This window comes from Listeria cornellensis FSL F6-0969, from assembly GCF_000525855.1.
Lineage (GTDB): Bacteria > Bacillota > Bacilli > Lactobacillales > Listeriaceae > Listeria_A > Listeria_A cornellensis.
Map to the genome: position 1 here is coordinate 58,431 of NZ_AODE01000014.1, position 22,675 is coordinate 81,105.

Annotated in this window: 14 protein-coding genes and 5 pseudogenes; 2 read left to right on the plus strand and 17 right to left on the minus strand. The window is 42.9% G+C overall.

Annotated elements, in window-relative coordinates:
• Positions 1-50: 50 nt before the first annotated feature.
• Positions 51-605 carry a 5-formyltetrahydrofolate cyclo-ligase gene (locus PCORN_RS06480; RefSeq protein WP_036078645.1) on the minus strand — a complete coding sequence of 185 codons (555 nt, stop codon included), beginning with the start codon at positions 603-605 and terminating at the stop codon, positions 51-53.
• A gap of 63 nt (positions 606-668) precedes the next feature.
• Positions 669-818: a 50S ribosomal protein L33 gene (rpmG, locus tag PCORN_RS18270; RefSeq protein WP_003719608.1), complete on the minus strand. Its 150-nt coding sequence runs from the start codon at positions 816-818 to the stop codon at positions 669-671.
• A 586-nt stretch (positions 819-1,404) separates the two neighbouring features.
• Between rpmG and PCORN_RS06490 the strand changes: the two genes are divergently transcribed.
• Both PCORN_RS06490 and rsgA read left to right on the plus strand, forming a co-directional pair.
• Entirely contained in the window at positions 1,405-1,887 is a 483-nt protein-coding gene (locus PCORN_RS06490) for an MltG/YceG/YrrL family protein (protein ID WP_036078647.1), read from the plus strand.
• Positions 1,888-2,087: 200 nt separating this feature from the next.
• Positions 2,088-3,150, plus strand: a pseudogene (rsgA, locus tag PCORN_RS06495) (ribosome small subunit-dependent GTPase A).
• Between the two features lie 86 nt (positions 3,151-3,236).
• Here the strand turns inward: rsgA and pnp are convergent.
• The 15 genes and pseudogenes from pnp to PCORN_RS06570 form a co-directional block, all read right to left on the minus strand.
• On the minus strand, positions 3,237-5,408 hold the full coding sequence (pnp, locus tag PCORN_RS06500) for a polyribonucleotide nucleotidyltransferase (protein ID WP_036078655.1): 2,172 nt from the start codon (positions 5,406-5,408) through the stop codon (positions 3,237-3,239).
• A 492-nt stretch (positions 5,409-5,900) separates the two neighbouring features.
• Positions 5,901-6,170 carry a 30S ribosomal protein S15 gene (gene rpsO, locus PCORN_RS06505; protein WP_036062005.1) on the minus strand — a complete coding sequence of 90 codons (270 nt, stop codon included), beginning with the start codon at positions 6,168-6,170 and terminating at the stop codon, positions 5,901-5,903.
• Positions 6,171-6,312: 142 nt separating this feature from the next.
• Complete coding sequence (locus tag PCORN_RS06510; protein ID WP_036078660.1) at positions 6,313-7,239, minus strand: bifunctional riboflavin kinase/FAD synthetase; 927 nt, start codon at positions 7,237-7,239, stop codon at positions 6,313-6,315.
• 128 nt (positions 7,240-7,367) lie between these two features.
• Positions 7,368-8,296: pseudogene (truB, locus tag PCORN_RS06515) on the minus strand (tRNA pseudouridine(55) synthase TruB).
• Positions 8,297-8,558: 262 nt separating this feature from the next.
• Positions 8,559-8,904: pseudogene (gene rbfA / locus PCORN_RS06520) on the minus strand (30S ribosome-binding factor RbfA).
• 14 nt (positions 8,905-8,918) lie between these two features.
• Complete coding sequence (locus tag PCORN_RS06525) at positions 8,919-9,197, minus strand: DUF503 domain-containing protein (protein WP_036078663.1); 279 nt, start codon at positions 9,195-9,197, stop codon at positions 8,919-8,921.
• Positions 9,194-11,498 (minus strand): annotated as a pseudogene (gene infB, locus PCORN_RS06530) (translation initiation factor IF-2). The gene PCORN_RS06525 and the pseudogene infB overlap by 4 nt, the downstream one beginning before the upstream one ends.
• 22 nt (positions 11,499-11,520) lie before the next feature.
• Positions 11,521-11,823, minus strand: coding sequence for a YlxQ family RNA-binding protein (locus PCORN_RS06535; protein ID WP_036078666.1), 303 nt, complete (start codon positions 11,821-11,823; stop codon positions 11,521-11,523).
• Positions 11,813-12,100, minus strand: coding sequence for an RNase P modulator RnpM (rnpM, locus tag PCORN_RS06540; protein ID WP_036078772.1), 288 nt, complete (start codon positions 12,098-12,100; stop codon positions 11,813-11,815). The genes PCORN_RS06535 and rnpM overlap by 11 nt, the downstream gene beginning before the upstream one ends.
• A 17-nt stretch (positions 12,101-12,117) precedes the next feature.
• Complete coding sequence (gene nusA, locus PCORN_RS06545) at positions 12,118-13,239, minus strand: transcription termination factor NusA (protein ID WP_036078668.1); 1,122 nt, start codon at positions 13,237-13,239, stop codon at positions 12,118-12,120.
• 30 nt (positions 13,240-13,269) lie between these two features.
• Positions 13,270-13,737 carry a ribosome maturation factor RimP gene (gene rimP, locus PCORN_RS06550; RefSeq protein WP_036078670.1) on the minus strand — a complete coding sequence of 156 codons (468 nt, stop codon included), beginning with the start codon at positions 13,735-13,737 and terminating at the stop codon, positions 13,270-13,272.
• Positions 13,738-13,936: 199 nt separating this feature from the next.
• Positions 13,937-18,273: pseudogene (locus tag PCORN_RS06555) on the minus strand (PolC-type DNA polymerase III).
• Between the two features lie 194 nt (positions 18,274-18,467).
• Positions 18,468-20,180 carry a proline--tRNA ligase gene (locus tag PCORN_RS06560; RefSeq protein ID WP_036078672.1) on the minus strand — a complete coding sequence of 571 codons (1,713 nt, stop codon included), beginning with the start codon at positions 20,178-20,180 and terminating at the stop codon, positions 18,468-18,470.
• A 71-nt stretch (positions 20,181-20,251) separates the two neighbouring features.
• The gene (rseP, locus tag PCORN_RS06565; RefSeq protein ID WP_036078674.1) at positions 20,252-21,517 is read right to left on the minus strand and encodes an RIP metalloprotease RseP; all 1,266 of its coding nucleotides are present in this window, start codon (positions 21,515-21,517) and stop codon (positions 20,252-20,254) included.
• 10 nt (positions 21,518-21,527) lie between these two features.
• Entirely contained in the window at positions 21,528-22,670 is a 1,143-nt protein-coding gene (locus PCORN_RS06570; protein WP_036078676.1) for a 1-deoxy-D-xylulose-5-phosphate reductoisomerase, read from the minus strand.
• Between the last annotated feature and the right edge of the window lie 5 nt (positions 22,671-22,675).

The following is a 22,675-nucleotide window of genomic DNA, read 5'->3' on the forward strand; positions in this document are numbered from 1 at the left end:
ATACGCAAAAAAGCGAACATTGTAAATCAATCTCCGCCAATTTTTTGCTATTATTTCAGATTATTTTCAATCACTAGTTTTTGAACGGGTAAATCGTGGGGTTCTGGCTTAAAAGCAGTTGTTATTTGCTCGGGATAACAGAGCGAAAGAGTACCCCCCTGATAGTCCTCTAAGTAGCGATCGTAAAAGCCGCCGCCAAAACCGATTCGATAGCCGTCTGTGCGGAATAAAACGCCTGGGACGATTAATAGGTCTATTTTTGTTTTCGGAAGAACGGGAGCGCTTTCTAAAGGCTCATAAAGACCCAATGCTTTTTTACAGAGTTCATCACCATCTTCGTAGACTCGAAATTGCATTGTTTTTGTCTTGTTATGTGTCTCGGGTATCGATACAATTTTTCCGTCTTGCCAAGCTCGCTTGATGATTGCTTGCGTTGCTATTTCTGGAAAGCGTGCAATTGTGATACCTATTGTCGTTGCGTTTTGCCATATTGCTTCTTGAAATAATTGTTCTGCGATAGCTTGTGAGCGTTGTTCGTATGTAGCTTTATCCATTTTATTCAATTGGGCTAGTATTTGTTCGCGTAGCATTGCTTTCGTTGCCATCTCGTTTCCCCCTTGACTTAGAATCTTTTCCATAAAAAAAGCAACAGGTGAAAATCCTGCTGCTTACTTAGTTTCGCGGTGCAAAGTGACACGGCGCAATCTTGGACAATATTTTTTTAGTTCAATACGTTCCGGGTTTTCACGTTTGTTTTTAGTAGTGATATAATTGCGATCGCCGCACTCCGTGCATTCTAAAGTGATATTAACACGCATTCTATTTCCCTCCAAACTATAATCAAACTGAATTATTTATCAGACCTGTATTATAATATCATTTTTAAGGGCTTTACGCAAGGATTCCTAAGCTTTTCTTTTTATTTTGTTTACAATATTCATTTTTGACTATGTTTTTGGCGTAATTTATGCTATAAATAGAAGTAGAGTTTAGGGAAAAGAGGTGTTATTAACACAATGACTGTTCTAATCATAATTCTTCTTGCCTGTTCTGTCGTCCTATTCTTGCTTTCATTTATGCAAAAAGGAAATAGCAAACAGATAGAAAGTGAGATGGAGGAAATCGCGTCTCAATTAATGCAAGAGAACTTCGAATTAAAAAAAACGTGTGTCTACTCTAGAAAATACATTGAAAATCGATGCTGACACTGTCACTCCTGTTCGCACATCCAGTAAAAAACTCCGTGACTTAAGAAAAAAAACAAATTATTACTTTGTATACGTCTGGTGTCACTATAGAGGAAATCGTTACACAATCGGAACTTTCAGAAGACCAAGTAAATGAAATAATTGCGGAATACGTAGCTCATTAAAATGGAGATATCACAAGGGAGGAAATAATACAATGAAACAATCACTTCGCATGCTGGCGCTAGGTTTCTTGATTTCAGCAGTGCTCTTGCTTGTCTTTGATACGTTCTTCTCATCAAGCGCACAAGCAGAAAAATCAGCGGAACCAAAAACCACAACGTCAACGAAAGCAGATGACAGCAAGAATTACCAAAAGAAATATGAAGACCTACTTGCATCTCAAGAATTAGCGAAATCACAAGCTGCAGAAGCTCAAAAAGCAGTAGCGGCTAAGAAAAAAGCAGAAGAAGAAAAAGCCAAACAAGTCAAGAAATTCACACTTGTTATCAAAAAAGGTGATCCTTCTTCTAAAGCAGGTAACGAGTTACAGTTTGCTGGCATCATCAAGTCCGGTGCTGAATTCGACAAGTTCCTACGTACGAACAACTATGAGAAGTATGTACGTGACGGTAGCTATCCTGTAGATAGTAACATGACTTCCGATCAAATCGCAAAAATCATTACGCATAAAAACTAATGCAAACAGGAAAGCTACTACCATTGCTTTCCTGTTTTTTGTTGGCTAAAGCGCCTAGTTATGTTATAATGGAGCGGAATTCCCATTATGAAAGGATGATGAATTATGGATATTGTAACAATTTCGAACACTAACAACAATCACATTTTGGGAGCGTTTGATTCGATTTAAAGCTCCCCTATTTTAAAGGAGCGAAAACATTGACTATTAATAATTATGGATTTACAGATTTTTTTTGAGGCGCAAACGTTGCAGGAAGGACTTATTCCCGCGCGTGTGACAGCTGTTTTTAAAGATTTTTTCAAGGTTGTATCCGGAGATGGCGAGCATTTGGCTAAGTTGAAATATGTTGCTTTTATGGGTGCGATGAATACGGAGCTTCCTGCGGTTGGTGATTTTGTGGCGTTGGAAAGTTATCCGCAAGATACGTCTCTCATTCATGGTGTGCTGGACCGGAAGACGGTGTTTAAGCGCAGTGACCCTGCTGGTGGCGAGCAATTAGTGGCCGCGAATTTTGATTATGTTTTTATTGTTAGCTCGCTGAATCATGATTTTAACATCAATCGGTTGGAGCGTTATTTAACGATTGCTTGGGATAGTGGCGCGAAACCTGTTGTTATTTTGACCAAGGCGGATCTTAGTGAAAATATAGCACAAATCGTTACGGAGATTGAACTTGTTGCTTACGGAGTACCGGTTTTTGCGGTGGATAATTTATCAAAAAGTGGTTTTGACACGATTGAGGCCTTTTTGGATCCTGGTGAAACGATTGTGTTGCTCGGTTCATCTGGTGTTGGGAAATCTTCTTTTATCAATGCCCTATCTGGAAAAACGTTGATGAAGACGAGTGGGATTCGGGAAGATGATTCGAAAGGTAAGCACACGACCACGCATCGTGAATTGCACTTGTTGCCAACCGGATTACTAGTGATTGATACGCCTGGGATGCGCGAACTTGGAATCGGGCAAGCGAATGATGGGCTTGGGGAAACGTTCCAAGATATCGAGTTGCTAGCTAATGATTGCAAATTCCGAAATTGCCAGCATGGTACCGAGCCAGGGTGCGCCGTACAAGCTGCTTTAACGGACGGTAGTCTATCGGAGGCTCATTATGCTAATTGGATTAAATTAAAGCGAGAACTGGCTTATTTTGAGCGTAAAAACGATCCTGTCTTGCAGCGTGCAGAGAAACAGAAATGGAAAGCTGTTCATAAGTCTTTGGAGACACAGTATAAGTCTAATTTAAAAGCAAGAAAAAAATAGTCTGATGATGATCCTGCTGGAAACGGCGGGATTTTTATTTGCGCAAAAAAACACCTACCGATGATGCTGGCAGGTGCTTCAATTACTTATTTCTTATCGTTGTTGTATGGCTTTTTGTAACCTTCTTTGCGTGGTGCGCGGTTTGCTTGCTCTGTATCGCCTTCTTTTTTCTCAATCAAAGCTTTACGAGATACGTTTACGCGACCGTGATCGTCAATTTCTGTTACTTTAACTTTCACGATATCACCCATTTTCAGGATGTCTTCCACTTTCCCAACGCGTTCGTGCGCTAGTTCAGAAATGTGAATCAAGCCATCTTTACCTTTGAACAATTCAACAAAAGCTCCGAATTTCTCAATACGACGAACTTTACCATCGTAGATTTCGCCAACTTGTACTTCGCGGACGATTTCTTCAATCATTGCTTTCGCTTTTTCAATCATAGCATCATCTTGAGAGGCGATGAAAACTGTACCGTCTTGTTCGATATCAATTTTAACCGTCGTTTCATCGATGATTTGGTTGATTTGTTTCCCACCAGGTCCGATAACATCCTTGATTTTATCAGGTTTGATGTTGATTGTGACGATCTTAGGCGCATATTCTGACAGCGTTTCGCGAGGTGTGTTGATTGTCGCTTCTAGATGTTCTAGAATGTGCAGACGGCCTGCTTTTGCTTGTGTTAAAGCTTCTTCTAAAATTTGGCGGCTAAGGCCATCGATTTTGATATCCATTTGTAAGGCAGTAATTCCGTCACGTGTTCCAGCTACTTTGAAATCCATGTCGCCGAAGTGATCTTCCATACCTTGAATATCGGAAAGAATCGTGTAGTCATCGCCAAGTTTGACAAGGCCCATTGCGATACCTGCAACCGGTGCTTTAATTGGCACACCTGCATCCATCATCGCAAGCGTCGAACCACAGATACTTGCTTGTGAGCTTGAACCGTTTGACTCTAAAACTTCAGATACAAGGCGAATCGTGTACGGGAAATCTTCTTCGCTTGGAATAACTTGTTGCAACGCGCGTTCGCCTAGTGCTCCGTGACCGATTTCACGTCGACCTGGTGCGCGACGAGGCCCTGTTTCCCCAACACTGAATTGTGGGAAGTTGTAATGATGCATGAAGCGTTTTGAATCTTCTAAGCCTAAACCGTCAATGATTTGGTGTTCGCGAAGTGGCGCTAATGTACATACGCTGAGCGCTTGCGTTTGCCCACGCGTGAATAGTCCTGAACCATGGACGCGCGGCAAGATACCAACCTCAGAGGATAGCGGACGAATTTCGTCTACTTTACGACCATCTGGACGGATTTTATCTTGGGAAATCAAGCGACGCATTTCATTTTTTTCAAGCATTTCTAGAATATGTTTTACTTCTGGCAGAACTTCTGCCGCATTTTCTAGTTCTTTCACTTCATATTCTGCAACAACCGTTTCTTTTAACACGTTAATGTTTTCTTCGCGTGCTAATTTCTCTTCGGTTTTAATTGCTACTTTCATATCTGCTTCTGCGCGGGCCGTTACTTCTGCAACAAGCTCTGCGTTTGGCACGAATAATTCGATTTCCATTTTTGCCTTACCAACTGCGGCAACGATTTCTTCTTGGAATGCGATTAAGCGTTTGATTTCCTCGTGGCCGAACATGATAGCTTCTAACATCGCTTCTTCAGGCACTTCTTTCGCCCCTGCTTCAACCATGTTGATTGCTTCTTTTGTTCCAGCAACCGTCAAGCTAATATCGCTCAATTCTTGTTGTTCAATAGTTGGATTGATGATGTACTCACCGTTCACACGACCGACATCAACCCCTGCAATTGGGCCTTCAAAAGGAATGTCCGAGATAGAAAGTGAAATTGAAGAACCAAGCATCGCAGCCATTTCTGGTGAGCAATCTTGATCTACACTAAGTACGGTCGATGTGATTTGAACATCATTACGATATCCTTCTGCAAAAAGCGGACGGATTGGACGGTCAATCAGACGCGCCGTTAATGTGGCACGGTCACTTGGACGACCTTCTCGTTTTAAGAAACCGCCTGGCACTTTACCAACGGCATACATTTTTTCTTCATAGTTCACAGTCAGTGGGAAAAAGTCACCTGGTCTTGGTTTACGTGATCCAACAGCTGCTGTTAAAACCACTGTATCCCCGTAACGAATCAGTGCTGCACCATTTGCTTGTTTTGCCATTTGACCAACTTCGATTGCTAGCTCTTTGCCTGCCCACGTGGATTTAAATACTTGTTTTTCAGTCATATTTCGATCTCCTTTTAGTTAGGAGCGTCCACTACCAAATAGAAACTTTACCATGCATAATTCTTCACGCACGCCTGAATTGGTATTCAGACACGCATGAATCCAAAAACCAACCATCTCTCTCATCGAGCCGAGAAGCACTCATCTGCGTCGTTGAAGTCTGCGCGCTGATGCTCTTCTACACGAAAGCGTTTCGCATAACTTCTCACATGGTCGAGGACACTACCCTCTCCCTGTTTTCAGTCAACATACCTCAAGTATGCTCCGCGTCTGTGCTCCACTTCGCCTAGCATCTGAGCGCTTCTCGGCTCGATAAGGCTTGGCGTCTGCGAAGACAGTGACTTTTAGTGAAATCATGTTTTTTTTATGTAAATGGCACGTTTTTGGATTCATGCGATAAAGCTTCTTTCTACCTTCTTAGGTAGCGGGACACTTCTTGTTTATTTTTTTTCAAAAAAAAAACGGGACAAAAATATCCCGTTTTCCTTGTGTTTATCGACGTAAACCTAAACGTCCGATAAGTTCGCGGTAACGTGCAACATCTTTCTTACGTAGGTAAGTTAAAAGGTTACGACGATGACCGACCATTTTCATCAAACCACGATAAGAATGGTGATCCTTCTTGTGCTCGCGAACGTGTTCATTCAAACTGTTGATTTCTGCAGTAAGAACAGCGATTTGAACTTCTGGTGAACCAGTGTCCGTATCATGTACACGATATTCAGCGATAATTTCATTTTTACGCTCTTGTGTCAATGCCATTTCTTACACACCTCCTTCTTTTCTAATCCCCACATACTGAGCCAAGCGTTGGTGACTCGCAAAAAGCCAAGTAAGGGTTCTATTTCGTACAGAGTTAAAGATACACTATTTTCGGTCAAAAAGCAAGAGATAGCCTAACTTTTTATGCGAAATATGCTCTCGTATCTGCTTCGTCTTGCTTCAATTGTTCAATCAAACCTTCTACACCATTAAATTTCAACTCTGGCCGGAAATAATGGAACCATTCGATTTCAATTTCCTCGCCATATATTTCTTGGTGGAAATCTAAAATATAGACTTCTATCGACATTGCTTGGTCATCCTTGAAGGTAATATTATACCCAATACTTGCCATGCCTAAATGTATTTCTCCGTTTACTTTAAATTTGACCGCATAAACGCCTAATTTGGGAATGAGGAAACCGTCATCAACTGCAATGTTCGCCGTCGGAAAACCGATTGTACGGCCACGTTTGTCACCATGGATAACGGTTCCTGTAAGCGTGTACGGATAGCCTAGCAGTTGGTTTGCCTCGTCTAGTTGACCTTCCGAAATATATTTCCGAATGTTAGTAGAGCTCACCTTATCATGCAAATCTTCTAGCTTCTGAACAATCGTTACGTCAAATTGCCCATCCGCATAGTTGGCGAGATCCGACATTTTACCAGCGCCCTGACGTCCGTAAGAATAATCGAAGCCGGCAACAACATGCTTCGCGTTTAGACCGACCAGATAATTTGCGACGAAATTTTCTGGGCTCAGATTCGAAAATGCCGTAGTAAAACGAACGATGTATAAAATATCAACGCCTAGCGCGGCCATCTTACGTTTTTTCTCTTCTAGCGGTGTCAAATATTTGACTTGTTTTCGCATTTGGCTTAGAACAACGGATGGATGTGGATCGAAAGTTAAGACCGCAGTTTTTATGCCGCGTTTTCCAGCTTCTTTTTTAGCTGTGTTGATGACTTCTTGATGCCCTCGGTGCAATCCATCGAAAAAACCAAGCGCTATCACTTTAGGATCGCGATCGATATGTTCTGGTGGATGATGCAAAAAATACGTTTCCATGAAATCCCCTTCTCTTCGCACTATGTTTTGCCCTGCTACTTTAAGGGTAAAATATAACGCGCAATCAATACGGAGTTACGAGGAGTTACCTTGTTTGACAAGAGGTAGCTTCTTTTCGTTTACCGTTTTTAGTTTAGTTTACCTTCACGTAGTTCAATCACTTTTTCTGGTTTCCAAAAATCGCGACGTTCTGGATGCTGTACATAGATGGCTGTTAATTTATTTTTATAGAGCAAGGCTACGCGTCCTTGGTTGCGTTCTTTGATGAACTGTTCTGGTAGTACAACGCCGTTTAGCACTTTCTCATGAATGAGTTCTGAAATGCCTTGTTGCGGCATGTCCGATAAGCCGTCTTCTAACGGATACAGGAAGCTCGCGCCTTCTTCTTTTGCTTGTAATGCTTCAATTTCGGATAACGTGAAGCATTGTTCTTCTGTGAAAATACCGCTTTGTGTGCGTTTTAGTTCTGACATATGTGCGGGATATCCTAGTTTTTCACCAATCATGACAGCGAGTGTGCGAATGTAAGTTCCTTTGCCACATTTAATTCGTATGTGAAATGTATTGTTATCTGGACTTATTGGTACGTAAGGCTTCAAGAGTTCAATTGTATAAATATTCACCGTACGTTTCGGACGTTCAATCTCTATGCCTTCTCTTGCATATTCATACAATTTGCGGCCATTTACCTTCACTGCAGAGTACATCGGCGGAATTTGCTCGATTTCCCCAACAAAAGATTTTGCAGCTTTTTCAACATCAATTGGCAAAATGGTTTCAGTGATATCTTTTTCAGCAACTACTTCTCCGCTCGCGTCTTCGGTCGTTGTGGCACTGCCTAGCGTAACCGTAGCTTCGTAAGTTTTACCTTCATCCGTAATATATTCGGCGAGTTTTGTTGCGCGACCAATACAAATCGGCAAAACACCTTCGACATCCGGATCAAGCGTTCCTGTATGTCCAACTTTTTTTTGTTTGGAGAATTTTTGCGCAATTTGAATACGCAGTCATGGCTCGTCATGCCTTTTTCTTTCCACAAGGGGATAATTCCGTCCATCTCGTAAATCACTCCTTTTCCTACACAACAGAATCTGTATCATAACCCAAATAAATCGGCGGCAAGCGCTCGCATTCAGGGGATTTTATGGGCTTCCGGTTCTTACATACATTAGTATGCTCCGCTTCCGGCTCCCACAAAATCCCCTGAATACAAACGCTTTCGCTCGATTTGTGTAAAGCAAAACTCTCGTCCTACCCAAATAATAGAATGGGCGATTTGTTTATGCCTTGAATTTTGTCCAAATTTCTTGCCTTGTTTATTATTCGTTATCGTTTAGACCACGTAATAGGTCGTCTATATGATTGCCGTAAGCTACAGAATGATCTATTTCGAAAAATAGTTCTGGTACTTTACGCAACCGAATGCGACTACCGATTTCGGAGCGAATAAAACCATGTGCTTTTTCCAAGGCAGCGAGGGCGTCTTGTTGCCCTTTTTCTTCGCCTAAAACGGAAACAAACACGGTTGCTTGTTGTAAATCACCTGTCACATCAACACCTGTAACGGTAATAAAACCAATGCGAGGATCTCTTAATTTACGGTTAAGGATGTCGCCAAGCTCTTTTTTTCATTTGCTCTGCTACACGATTAGCTCTAAGATTCATATTTTCACCTCATTTTACAAACTTTCCATTGTTGTTTTGCCGCGTTCCCACTCTGGAAATGAATCGAGAAATGCGAGAACAGTATCTGCTACTTTTTCGGCTTGTTCGTGGGATTCGGAGACGACAGCGAATCCGATTAAGGCTCGCTGCCATTTGTCTTGGAATCCAATTTCAGCAATGGAGATATTAAATTTTTGGCCGGCACGTGTTAGGACGCGCTTTATGATGGCTCGTTTTTCTTTTAGTGTCTGCGGGGTCTGCAAAAACCACTCGGACTCGACGTAACGAATCATTTACGTTCAATTTCCTCCATGATGTAAGCTTCAATCACGTCGTCTTCTTTAATATCGTTAAATTTATCAATCGTAATACCACATTCGAAGCCTTTTGCTACTTCTTTTGCGTCATCTTTAAAGCGTTTCAGCGTACCGATTTCGCCTTCGAAAACAACGATGCCGTCGCGGATAACACGAACGCCACTGTCACGTGTGATTTTGCCGTCTGTAACGTAACAACCCGCGATTGTTCCAACTTTGGATACGCTGATTGTTTGACGTACTTGGGCTTGACCGATAATTTTTTCTTGGAATTCTGGATCGAGCATCCCTTTCATCGCAGCTTCGATTTCGTCGATAGCTTTATAGATAACGCGATGTAAACGGATATCAACGCCTTCATTTTCAGCGCCTTCACGTGCTTGTGTTGTTGGGCGAACGTTGAATCCGATGACGATGGCGTTTGATGCAGAAGCCAAGGTAATATCAGATTCGTTGATAGCACCAACGGACGTGTGAATAATTTTAACGTTAACGCCTTCTACTTCAATTTTACGTAGGGATGCAGCCAAGGCTTCCACTGATCCTTGTACGTCGGCTTTGATGATAACGTTAACTTCTTTCATTTCGCCGGCTTTCATGTGTTCGAATAGATTTTCTAGACTCACACGGTTTGTCGCAGAACGTTGGGCTACAACAGCACGACTTGAACGAGCTTCCCCAACGGCGCGGGCTGTTTTTTCATCTTCAAAGACCACGAAACGGTCGCCAGCTTGTGGTACATCGCTAAGTCCAGTGATTTCAACCGGTGTACTTGGCCCAACTTTCTTCACGCGGCGTCCGATATCATTGACCATCGCACGAACACGTCCAAAGGTATGACCGACAACGATTGGATCGCCGACTTTCAGTGTACCATCTTGTACTAGAAGTGTCGCAACGGAACCGCGACCTTTATCTAGTTCTGCCTCGATAACGCTACCAATAGCTAGACGATCTGGGTTTGCTTTCAATTCTTCTACTTCGGAAACAAGGAGAATCATTTCAAGCAACGTGTCCAGTCCTTCGCCAAATTTCGCTGAGATTGGTACGAAAATCGTATCGCCGCCCCATGCTTCAGGAACTAATTCGTACTCGGTTAATTCTTGCATCACGCGATCTGCATTGGCTTGCGGTTTATCGATTTTGTTTACAGCAACAATGATTGGAACTTCCGCCGCTTTCGCATGGTTGATCGCCTCAATTGTTTGTGGCATAACGCCATCATCTGCTGCTACCACAAGAATGGTGATATCGGTAATTTTGGCACCACGCGCACGCATTGTTGTAAAGGCTGCGTGACCAGGTGTATCTAGGAATGTGATTTTTTTTGTTGTGTACTTCAAGTTGGTAGGCACCGATATGTTGTGTGATTCCGCCAGCTTCACCAAGTGTTACCTTCGTGTTACGCAGGGAATCAAGTAGCGTTGTTTTACCATGATCGACGTGACCCATGATGGTTACAACAGCTGGACGCTCGACTTCTTTACCTTTATCTTCTTCCGTTGCTTCTTCAAAATAAACATCTAAATCTGTGATATCGATTTTGATTTCTTCTTCTACTTCTACGCCGTACTCGCCACAGACAAGTTCAATTGCTTCTTTGTCCAAGCCTTGGTTAATCGTTGCTACGACGCCGAGTAGGAATAGTTTTTTGATGATTTCAGATGGCTCGCGGTATAATTTACGCGCTAATTCGCCAACGGTAAGTGATTCCGAGAAAACGATTTTTTCTGGAAGCTCTTTTGGCTTCGGCGGTGTTGGTGGTACGGTACTGTGATTGCGTTTTCCTTTGTATTTAGTGTTGTTTTTGCGACCGCGGTTTTGATTGTTGCGATTGCCACCTTGATTACGGTTTCCTCCGCCTTGTGCGTTGCCGCCAGGTCGGTTTGATCCACCGCTATTGTTTGGACGATTTTGTCCGCCTTGTGTTGTTCCACCAGCTGGTTTATTTCCACTTGCTGCTGGTTTCGCTGCGCCTTGTGAGGTTGGTTTATTGGTATTATTAGTTGGTTTGGATTGATTCGATTTATCATTCATATTTGGTTTATTAGACCCCTTACTTTGACCTGCTTCGTTTGATGCTTTAGGTTGGCTGCTTGGCGCGGCAGATTCTTTTTTCGGTCCAAGCAATGTTTTGTCGAGTTGTCTTAATGCATTGTCGTTAATAGTAGACATATGGTTGGCGACTTCAACGCCTAATTCTTGTAATGTCTCGATCACTTTTTTACTAGGTAATTGGTGTTCTTTTGCGTATTCATATACACGAACTTTACTCATGTGACACACCTCCGTTAAGATTTCACCCGAGTAATTCCGTTAGTTTTGCCGCAAATCCTTTATCCATTACCGCGATAATGGCTCTTGCATCTTTGCCGATCGCACCGCCTAGCTGTTCACGGGTGCCGGCTTTCACAAGCGGGACATCGTAATACTGGCATTTGTTACGGATTGTTTTCTCGGTTTTTTCTGATATATCTTCTGAAATGATGACTAGTCGTGCTTTTTGACGCCTCACTTCTTTTAAAACTAGTTCTTCGCCAGTCACGAGTTTGCGAGCGCTATAAGCGATTCCGAGTAAGGAATAGGCTTTGTTATGATCCATGATTTGCTCCTTCGATTGTCTTTACATAATCAATGAGTTGATCGTAAAAACCGTCTTGTTCTGGCATCTTCATCTGATGAAAAATACTGTTTTTCTTTTTGGCTTTTTCAGCGACCTTGCTGTCTATGACAATGTAAAAACCACGACCTGGCGCTTTTCCGCTAGGATCTATCGTCAGTACACCGTCTTTAGAATAGGCAATACGTAAAAGTTCGCCTTTTGGTTTGCGCTCGCCGGTTACAATACATTTTCTTAAAGGAATTTTCTTGTTACGCATCCGCATTGGTCACTCCTTTATTCTTCGTCTTCAGCGATTTCATCGGCCATGTCGATATCTACGCGCTCGATGACTGGGCCATCAGGGCGTGGATAAATACCAGCTTCTGTCGCCACGGTTTCGCTCTTAATATCAATTTTCCAGCCAGTTAATTTAGCGGCAAGACGCGCATTTTGACCACGTTTACCAATAGCTAGGGAAAGTTGATAATCTGGCACGATAACCGTTGTTGCTTGTTCGGCTTCATTGACGATAACGTCGAGTACCTTGGACGGGCTTAACGCATTTGCAACGAATGTAAACGGATCAGCTGACCATTCCACGATATCAATTTTTTCACCTTTTAGTTCGTTCACGATGGCTTGTACGCGGGCACCTTTTGGACCTACACAAGAACCAACTGGATCAACTTCTGGATTTTCTGTGTATACAGAGATTTTAGAACGATCTCCGGCTTCACGAGCAACAGATTTAATTTCTACAATGCCTTCATAGATTTCTGGAACTTCCATTTCAAAAAGTCGTTTTAAAAGACCTGGATGTGTGCGAGAAACATAGATTTGAGGTCCTTTGGTCGTTTTCTCGACTTTCGTCAAGTATACTTTGATACGATCATGGGCGCGGTATGTCTCATTTGGCATTTGCTCATTTTGCGATAGGATTGCTTCGATTTTACCAAGGTTCACATAAATAAAACGAGAATCTTGGCGTTCTACAATACCCGTCATAATGTCATCTTCGCGATCGATAAACTCGTCGTAAATGATGCCTCGTTCTGCTTCACGAACACGTTGCGTCACGACTTGTTTCGCTGTTTGTGCTGCGATTCGGCCGAAATCTTTTGGCGTTACTTCGAGTTCCACAATATCGCCGACTTTAAAAGTTGCGTTGATTTTGTGGGCTTCTTCCACAGAGATTTCTAAGCGGGAGTCAAATACTTGATCTACCACATCTTTGCGCGCTAACACATGCATCGTGCCCTTATCTAAGTTTAAATCTACTCGTACATTTTGTGCTTGGTTGAAATTTCGCTTGTAAGCAGAGACCAGTGCCGCCTCAATCGCTTCAATAATCACATCACGTGAAATTCCTTTATCATGTTCTAAAACATGAAGAGCATCTAATAGTTCTGAGCTCATTCTTTTTTCAGCTCCTTTAATTTACCGCTTTTAAAATTTAATCGCTAGTCTTGCTTTGGCCACTTTGTCTTTCGGAATTTCACAGACAATTTTACGTGTCTTATCCAAAATTTCAACAGTTAGCGCCTCGCCATCGTACTTCGTGAGTGTTCCTTCCCACATTTTACGGTCCGCGATTGGCTCGTAGCTTGTGATGTGGACCCATTTGTCAATAGCTGCTTCAAAATCTTTTTCCTTTTTTAATGGTCGTTCTGCGCCTGGTGATGATACTTCCAGAAAGTAATTTTGTGTAATCGGGTCATTTTTGTCCAAGATTTCACTTAGTTTCTCGCTAACCAAGGCACATTCATCGATATCAATGCCGCCTTCTTTATCTAAAAATACCCTCAAATACCAGTGCTTTCCTTCTTTTTCAAACGCTAAATCGACCAGTTCTAGTTGAAGTTCGGTTGTGATTGGCAACACGATTTCTTCGACTTGTTCAAGAACTTTACTCATTTTAGCCTCCTTTAATATATCTGACAAAGCTAGTATTGCCAGTGGTTTACGACAATCTAACCCTGCAAAGTTGCAAAAGGAAAGAGTGGGCATCGGCCCACTCTTGGTTGAGTTATCGTAATTTCATTATTAACTATAACACAAACATTCTTCCTTCGCAAACATTAGGCCCTGTGTTGCCTTGTGTAGAGCCATATCCTCAGAATAAAGAGAGTTGATTTTGATCTGGTAAGCCTTCTAAACAACCTTGATCATCCATATATTGAATGATGGTTTTCGAGACTTTTCCGCGTTGTTGCAAGTCTTCTTTTGATAAAAATTCGCCATCTTTACGCGCGGCTACAATTGCTTTCGCAACGTTGGTTCCAAGACTCGGAATCGCATTAAACGGCGGAATTAGCTGGTCACCTTCAATGATAAATTCGTCTGCGCTTGATTTATATAGGTCTACTTTTTGGAAAGAAAATCCGCGAGCTAGCATCTCGTTTGAAATCTCGAGAACCGTCAGTAAACTTTTTTCTTTCATCGATGCTTCGAGCCCTTTGGCGTTTATTTCTTGCATCTTCGCTTTTGTCGCTTCTTTTCCGTTGACCATCGCTGTCAGGTCAAAATCATCGGCACGAACAGTGAAATAGGTCGCATAGAAGAACAAAGGATGGTGTACTTTGAAATAAGCAATCCGAACGGCCATGAGTACATAGGCCGCGGCATGGGCTTTCGGGAACATGTACTTGATTTTTTTACACGAATCGATGTACCAATTCGGCACTTTATTTTCAATCATCGCGGCTTCCATTTCTTCGGTCAAGCCTTTCCCCTTACGCACAGACTCCATGATTTGGAAGGCAAGCGAGCTGTCGAGGCCCTGGTAGATAAGGAAAACCATGATATCATCACGACAACCAATAACTTCAGCGAGTGAGCAAATGTTGTTTTTGATAAGCTCCTCCGCATTTCCAAGCCAGACGTCGGTTCCGTGGGATAATCCAGAGATTTGAACAAGCTCAGAGAATGTTGTCGGTTTGGTTTGCTCAAGCATTTGACGTACAAAACGAGTTCCGAACTCTGGGATGCCGAGTGTGCCGGTTTTTGAATCGATATCTGCTGGTTTTACTCCGAGTGATTCTGTAGAACCGAACAGCTTCATCACTTCTTTGTCATCGGTCGGGATTGTTTTTGGATCGATACCGCTTAGGTCCTGAAGCATCCGAATTGCGGTCGGATCATCGTGTCCGAGTATATCGAGTTTTAATACATTATCGTGAATCGAGTGGAAATCAAAATGGGTTGTTTTCCATTCTGAATCCGTCGCGTCAGCTGGAAACTGGATTGGCGAGAAATCGTAGACGTCCATATAATCCGGGATAACGATAATCCCCCCTGGATGCTGACCAGTCGTTCTTTTTACGCCAGTACAGCCTTGCACGAGACGATCAATCTCCGCCCCGCGAATCGTCATATTCATGTCCCGCTCATAATTCCGCACATAACCGAACGCCGTCTTCTCAGCGACCGTACCAATCGTTCCAGCACGATATACATAATCCTCACCGAAAAGCTCCTTCGTGTAGGCATGGGCAATTGGCTGATACTCCCCAGAAAAGTTCAAATCGATATCGGGAACTTTATCTCCTTTAAAGCCAAGGAACGTTTCAAAAGGAATATCCTGACCTTCTTTCGTGAGCGCCGCCCCACATTCTGGACATTCTTTATCCGGCAAATCAAATCCGGAACCAACTGAACCATCATCGAAAAACTCGGAATGCTTACACTTCGAACAAACATAATGCGGTGGTAACGGGTTTACCTCGGTGATTTCCGTCATGGTAGCAACTAAGGAAGAACCAACCGAACCACGCGAACCTACGAGATAGCCTTCGTTGAGCGATTTTTTCACGAGTTTGTGTGAGATTAAATAAATAACCGCGAAACCGTGACCAATAATACTTTTCAGCTCTTTTTCAAGACGCGCTTCGACGATTTCTGGTAGCTCATCGCCGTAAATGCTACGTGCCATCGTATAGCTCATATTGCGGACTTCATCTTCGGCACCTTCGATTTTAGGCGTATACAGATCGTCTTTGATTGGTTTTAGATTTTCCACCCAATCCGCCACGAGATTGGAGTTTGTGACAACGATTTCTTTCGCTTTTTCAGCACCTAAAAAGGCAAATTCGGCAAGCATTTCATCGGTTGAACGGAAATGAACGTCTGGAAGTGACGCACGGTTCAGCGGATTTGCCCCTCCTTGTGAATGAATCAAGATTTTACGATAGATTTTATCGTTTGGATTCAAATAATGTACATTTCCAGTCGCCACAACAGGTTTGCCGATTTTTTCACCGACTTTCACTAAGTTACCGATAATTTCTTCGAGCGCTTTTTCATCACGAACTAGTTCTCTTTCGATAAGTGGCGCGTAGACTGGCTTCGGCTGTACTTCGATAAAATCATAAAAGGCAGCAACCCGCTCCGCATCTTCCATTCCTTTTTGCATCATCGCTTCAAAAATTTCGCCCTGATTGCAGGCTGAACCAACGATGAGCCCTTCGCGAAGTTTATTAAGCTCCGATCTAGGAATTCTAGGAACACGGAAAAAATAATTGATTTGCGACATCGACACGAGTTTGAATAAATTTTTCAGTCCGACATCGGTTTTCGCATAAATTGTAGCATGGAATGGACGCGCACGCTTATAGGCATCGCCTTCTCCCATGTAATTATTGAATTGGTCATGAAAGTCGATATCGCGCATTTCCTTCGCGTCTTTAATCAACTTCCAACCAAGATAAGCCGTCGCCTCTGCATCAAAAATAGCTCTGTGATGCTGTTCCAGGATAATATTGAATTTCTTCGTTAACGTATTCAAACGGTGATTTTTAAAATGGGGATAGAGAAAACGTGCCAATTCTAGCGTATCAATAACCGAGTTCTCTGCTTTTTCAATGCCGACTTTTCCGTAAGCCGTGTTGATAAAGCCCATATCAAAAGAGGCATTATGCGCAATCAGAATCGCGTCGCCAGACCAATCTTTGAAGTTTTGCAACACGACTTCGATTGGATCCGAGCCTTTCACCATATCATCCGTGATGCCCGTCAAGTTGATTGTCGTCGCGGATAATGGATGGCCTGGATCAATGAAGGCCTCGAATTTATCGATGATTTCGCCGTCTTTCATCATGACGCCAGCGAGCTCGATAATCGTGTCATACACGGCGGATAACCCTGTAGTCTCGACGTCAAACACGACATAGGTTGCATCTTTCAAACCCGTGTGGCGCTCATTATAAGCGATTGGTACACCATCATCGATCAAATTCGCCTCAATCCCGTACAGAATTTTGACACCATTTTTCTTACCGGCACCATAAGCTTCGGGGAAAGATTGCGCCACTGCATGATCCGTAATCGCGATCGCTGGATGACCCCAATCAGCCGCTTGTTTCACGAGATCCGCTACAGATGACGTCGCATCCATCTGACTCATCGGCGTATGCATATGAAGCTCTACACGCTTTTCCTCCGCCGTATCTAAACGCTTCACGCCCGCAATCTCATTCACATCTTGCGCCATCATGATCAAATCACGGACAAACGTATCCATCTGCACACTACCACGAACGCGGACCCACATGCCTTTTTTCATATTCTGGAACATGGCAGCATCGTCGTTATCGCGCGAGAACATCTTGATAATAATCGAACTCGTATAATCCGTAATCTTGAATTGTAACAAGCTCCGGCCACTGCGCAACTCCCGAATTTCCGATGCAAAAACATAACCTTCTACCGTAATGCGGCGTTCTTCGTCATAAATATCGCCAAGAGGCTTGCGTTCCTCATCATCCTTGATTTTATATCCAATTTGGAATGGTCCGGATGGTGCTGGTCCACCGCCACCTTCGCCATTCGCCTGCTGCTCCGCCCGTTTTTGCATCACCTGCACAGCTTCTAAGGCCTTCGCCTGATCCTCTTTTTCCTTCGCCTCCACAAAAGCCTTATAATGCTCTGTTTCCGACTGATCCAACAAGTTCGTGCGCAACACCATCGTCGGAAATCCTTTTTCACGTAGCTCTCAGCAATCGCCGGTTGAAAACGCTGGGCAATCGTCGTTTGCTCCATCTCATTATGTACACGAATCTCCATAAAATTTGGCGCAATAAACGTCGGCTTCTGCTCAATTAACAACTGCCCGATCATCGGTGACTGCTTCGCGAACGGTGTAATCGTATCGTTCCAATAGTCCTCCACTAAACGCTCGGTCACTGTCTCGTCCCGAACATGAATCCGCATCGTTGTCTGTGCTATCTGTTGAAACGCTTGATTCATCCCCACACGCATCATCTGAAACAATTCAAACGGCAAAATTTGAGCGACATCCAAATGGAATTCCCATATCTTATTCGCTTTATCTACAACCAATTTCTCGATTTTCCCATCTTTCGTAAAATCTTGAAATACGGCATCATTTCCTAATCCAATTTGCTGCAACAAAATTTGGAATCGTTCTTGTTTTTCTACATCTGTAATAGACAATCTCGACAACTCCTTTTCGTGACTTAACAAAAAAACGTCTTCCCAGTTTGAAATACAACACCTGACTGTATTTCACTCGTAAGACGGCTTCATTTTCAACTCTAGTATTTGGAATAATCCACTTAATCCAGATTTTACAAAATCAGGTGAATGCGAACGCTTGTCGCCGATTCACCTGATTCACTTGCTATACGTTACGCGTTTTCACCTAATAAAATCGGCAGTGTATTCATTAGTTCATCTTTTCGAACTTCGATCATTTCACCAGTTTTACGAATTTTCACTTCCACAATGCCTTCTGCTGCTTTCTTGCCAACTGTAACACGCATTGGTAATCCAATCAAATCGGCATCGGCAAATTTCACGCCCGCGCGTTCAGAACGGTCATCTAGTAAAACAGAGAATCCCATTTCTTGTAAAGAAGCATAGAGTTCTTCGGCAAACGTGACTTGCTCTTCACTCTTCATATTGACAGGAATTAAATGCAGATCAAGCGGGCTAATGCTACGATCCCAAACAAGGCCAGACTCATCGGCTTGTTGTTCGGCAATCGCTGAAAGCAAACGAGAAACGCCAATACCATAACAGCCCATGATAAACGGATTGCTGCGACCATTTTCATCTAAGAATGTCGCGTCCATCGCTTCACTATATTTTGTTCCCAGTTTAAAGATATGGCCCACTTCAATACCTTCCGCGAACTTGATTACGCCATGTCCATCCGGAGATAAATCACCCTCTTGAATCAGACGCAAATCAAAATACGTATGCACGTTGAAATCACGTTTTGGCTGCGCGTTAATCAAGTGATAGCCTTCTTCATTTGCACCAATCACTGCGTTCACAACATCTTGTACATCATTATCCGCAAAAATACGAACGTGTTCTGGTACGCCAATTGGACCTAGCGAACCAAATCCTGAACCGAGTAATTCGACCGCTTGTTCATTCGTCGTAAGTTCTACCGTCGTCGCTGATAACGCGTTTTTAATTTTGATGTCATTCACTTCATGGTCCCCACGAACAAGAACCATAATAATTTCCTCGTCATCTAACACGTAAAGCATAGACTTCACCGTTTTTTCAATTGCAACATCTAAAAAAGACACAACATCCGCAATCGATTTTTGATCAGGGGTTTCTACTTTTTCAAGTTCGCCCGCTTCTTCATGTGATTTCTTCTCCATATGCATAACTGGCGCCATTTCAACGTTTGCCGCATAATCAGAAGCGTCACTATAAGCAATCGTATCTTCACCGATATCCGATAATACCATGAATTCCTTCGTCTCACTGCCGCCGATAGAACCAGAATCCGCAATAACTGCACGGAAATCTAAGCCACAACGCGTGAAAATATTCGAATACGCTTGATACATTTTATCGTATGTCGCGTCCAAACTTGCTTCTGTCGCATGGAAAGAATACGCATCTTTCATAATAAACTCGCGACCACGCAATAAACCAAAACGCGGACGCAATTCATCACGGAACTTCGTCTGAATCTGATACATCGTCAATGGCAATCGCTTATAAGATTTAACCTCATCACGTAAAAGCGATGTGATAACCTCTTCATGTGTTGGGCCCAATGCAAAATCACGCGCATTGCGATCTTTCAAACGCATCAATTCCGAACCATAATCTTCCCAACGACCCGACTCTTGCCAAAGTTCTGCGGGTTGTAAAGCTGGTAATAATAATTCAACCGCATCGATTCGATTCAACTCTTCACGAATAATAGTCTCAATTTTTTGCAATGTTAATTTTGCGAGTGGTAAATAACTATAAATCCCACTTGCTGTTTGGCGGATAAATCCCGCGCGTAATAATAACTGGTGACTTTTCACCTCTGCATCAGCAGGTACTTCTTTCAATGTTGGAATAAAGCTCAATGTTTGACGCATCTTCAAATCACACCCCTATTTTTATCTTTAAACCTGTAAACGATCTTGCTTTCAGATTCTCCCTATTTATCTCAGAAAAACGCTCGCTGGATATCATTCCATGTTACGAGTAACATCAACACCATCAGCAATGCAAAGCCGATGAAATGTACCATGCCCTCTTTTTTCGGGTCCAGTGGTTTCCCGCGGATTAACTCGTATAAGAAGAACAATAAACGCCCACCATCCAGCGCTGGCAGTGGCAGTAAATTCACGATTCCTAAGTTAATACTTAGAACAGCCGTCCAATTGAGCAACGTCAAGAAACCATAACTCACCACTTCTTGTGTTGACGTGTAAATACCAACTGGTCCATTCAACATATTCAAGGAGAAGTCACCTGTCACCATTTGGCCAAGCACGTGACCGATTTGCGTTATCCAGAACCACGTCTGCGTAAAGCCATACGTTATTTTCGTCCAGAACGAATCCGATCCTGGTTGCGCGACACCAATTTTACCAACGCTTGTACCATCTTGCGCTTTTTCTGCTTTCGGCGTTACGTCGATATCTTGTATTTTTCCATCGCGCTCGACTTTGAAATCAAGCTCTTTATTCGGACTTTTCTCTACAGTAGAAAAAATATCCTGCCACGAATCCATCGCCTTACCATTAATGGAAATAACTTCGTCGCCCTGCTTCAAACCAGCTTCCTGCGCCGCACCATTATCGATTACTTGCCCGATTTCAGGATTATTCGACGGAACACTTCCTGATACAAAAGCAAGAATTGTAAAGATTATAATAGCTAAAATAAAGTTGAATAACGGTCCTGCAAAAATGGTCATCGCTCGTTTACCAAGTGATTTCGATTGGAAAACACGGTCATACGGTGCAATAATCGTTTCTAGCTTGCCATCCACGACAACCGCATCACTCGCGACTTGATAGCGAACAATTTTGTCCTCGTCGTATTCTTCATACCCCTCGATGAAAAGTTCTCTTTCAAGATCGCTTCCAGAAACTTCAAGCGGCTGCACATCTTGATATTGATCCTTTCCATTAATGATAATTTTTGTCACGACTTCATCATCGTTTAAAATCAAGCCAACACGGTAACCCGGTTTCAGCTCAACAACTTCTCCGTCTTCCCCCGCCATACGAACGTAACCGCCAATGGGAAGAAGTCTTAATGTGTACTGTGTTTCTTTCTTGCGGTAAGCAAATATTTTTGGACCAAAACCAATCGAAAAATCGCGAACTAGAATACCAGATCTTTTTGCAAATAAGAAATGTCCGAGTTCATGAAAGAAGACGATTAGGCCAAAAACAAATATAAACGCAATAATGGTTGTCATTGTTTCACCTCTATAAAAGTGTCTTCACGTATGCACGTGTTTCCTGATCTACTTGGAAAATAGTCTCCAAATCAGGGTTGGGTATTGTCTTATGGCGATTCATCGCATTTTCAACGAGTGCCTCGATATCTTGAAAAGCGACCTGACCATTTAAAAAGCCAGCAACAGCAATCTCATTCGCTGCATTCAAAACGGAAGGCATCGTTCCACCTATTTTACCAGCAGTGTACGCTAATTTCAATGCTGGGAAACGATGGAAGTCCATTTTATCGAAATGAAGCGTACCAAAATCCGTAATATCAAACGGTTTTTGGAAGGAAATACTTGAGCGCTCCGGATGTGTCAGCGCGTATTGAATCGGCACACGCATATCTGGCAAACCAAGTTGCGCGATATGGCTACCATCTTTAAATGCCACCATCGAATGAATAATACTTTCTCGATGAATCACAACATCAATTTTGTCGTAATCTAAGTCGAATAGCCAATGCGCCTCAATGACTTCTAAGCCTTTATTGAACATCGTCGCCGAATCGATTGTAATTTTGTTACCCATCGACCAGTTCGGATGTGCCAACGCTTCAGCGACCGTCACATCTTTCAACTGATCTCGCGTCTTATCCCGGAAGCTTCCGCCAGATGCCGTCACAATCAATTTATCAATATTCGCCGGATTTTCACCTTGTAAACACTGAAAAATCGCCGAATGTTCGCTATCGACTGGCACCAAGCTCACGCCTTTTTCTTTCGCAGCACGCATGACTAAATGTCCCGCCGTTACTAGTGTTTCTTTATTCGCAATTGCGATCTCTTTCCCAGCAGCGATCGCATCCAATGTTGGCTGCAAACCGACGCTACCCATTACTGCATTAATCAAAATGTCGCCATGACTAGACGTTGCAACCTCTTGCAAACCCATCGCGCCATAATAAACCTTAATTCCAGGAAACTCTAATTTTAATTTTTCATAGTCCCGACGAAGTTCCACCGATACAATTTCTGGTTGAAACTCGTGAATAATCGCCATTCCAAGCTTCATGTTGCGCCCAAACGAAAGCGCTACAACTTGAAATAAGTCCGGATGTTCCCTCACAATCGCAAGTGTCTGGCTTCCAACCGAACCCGTTGCGCCTAGTAAATTAATTTTTCTCATCAGTA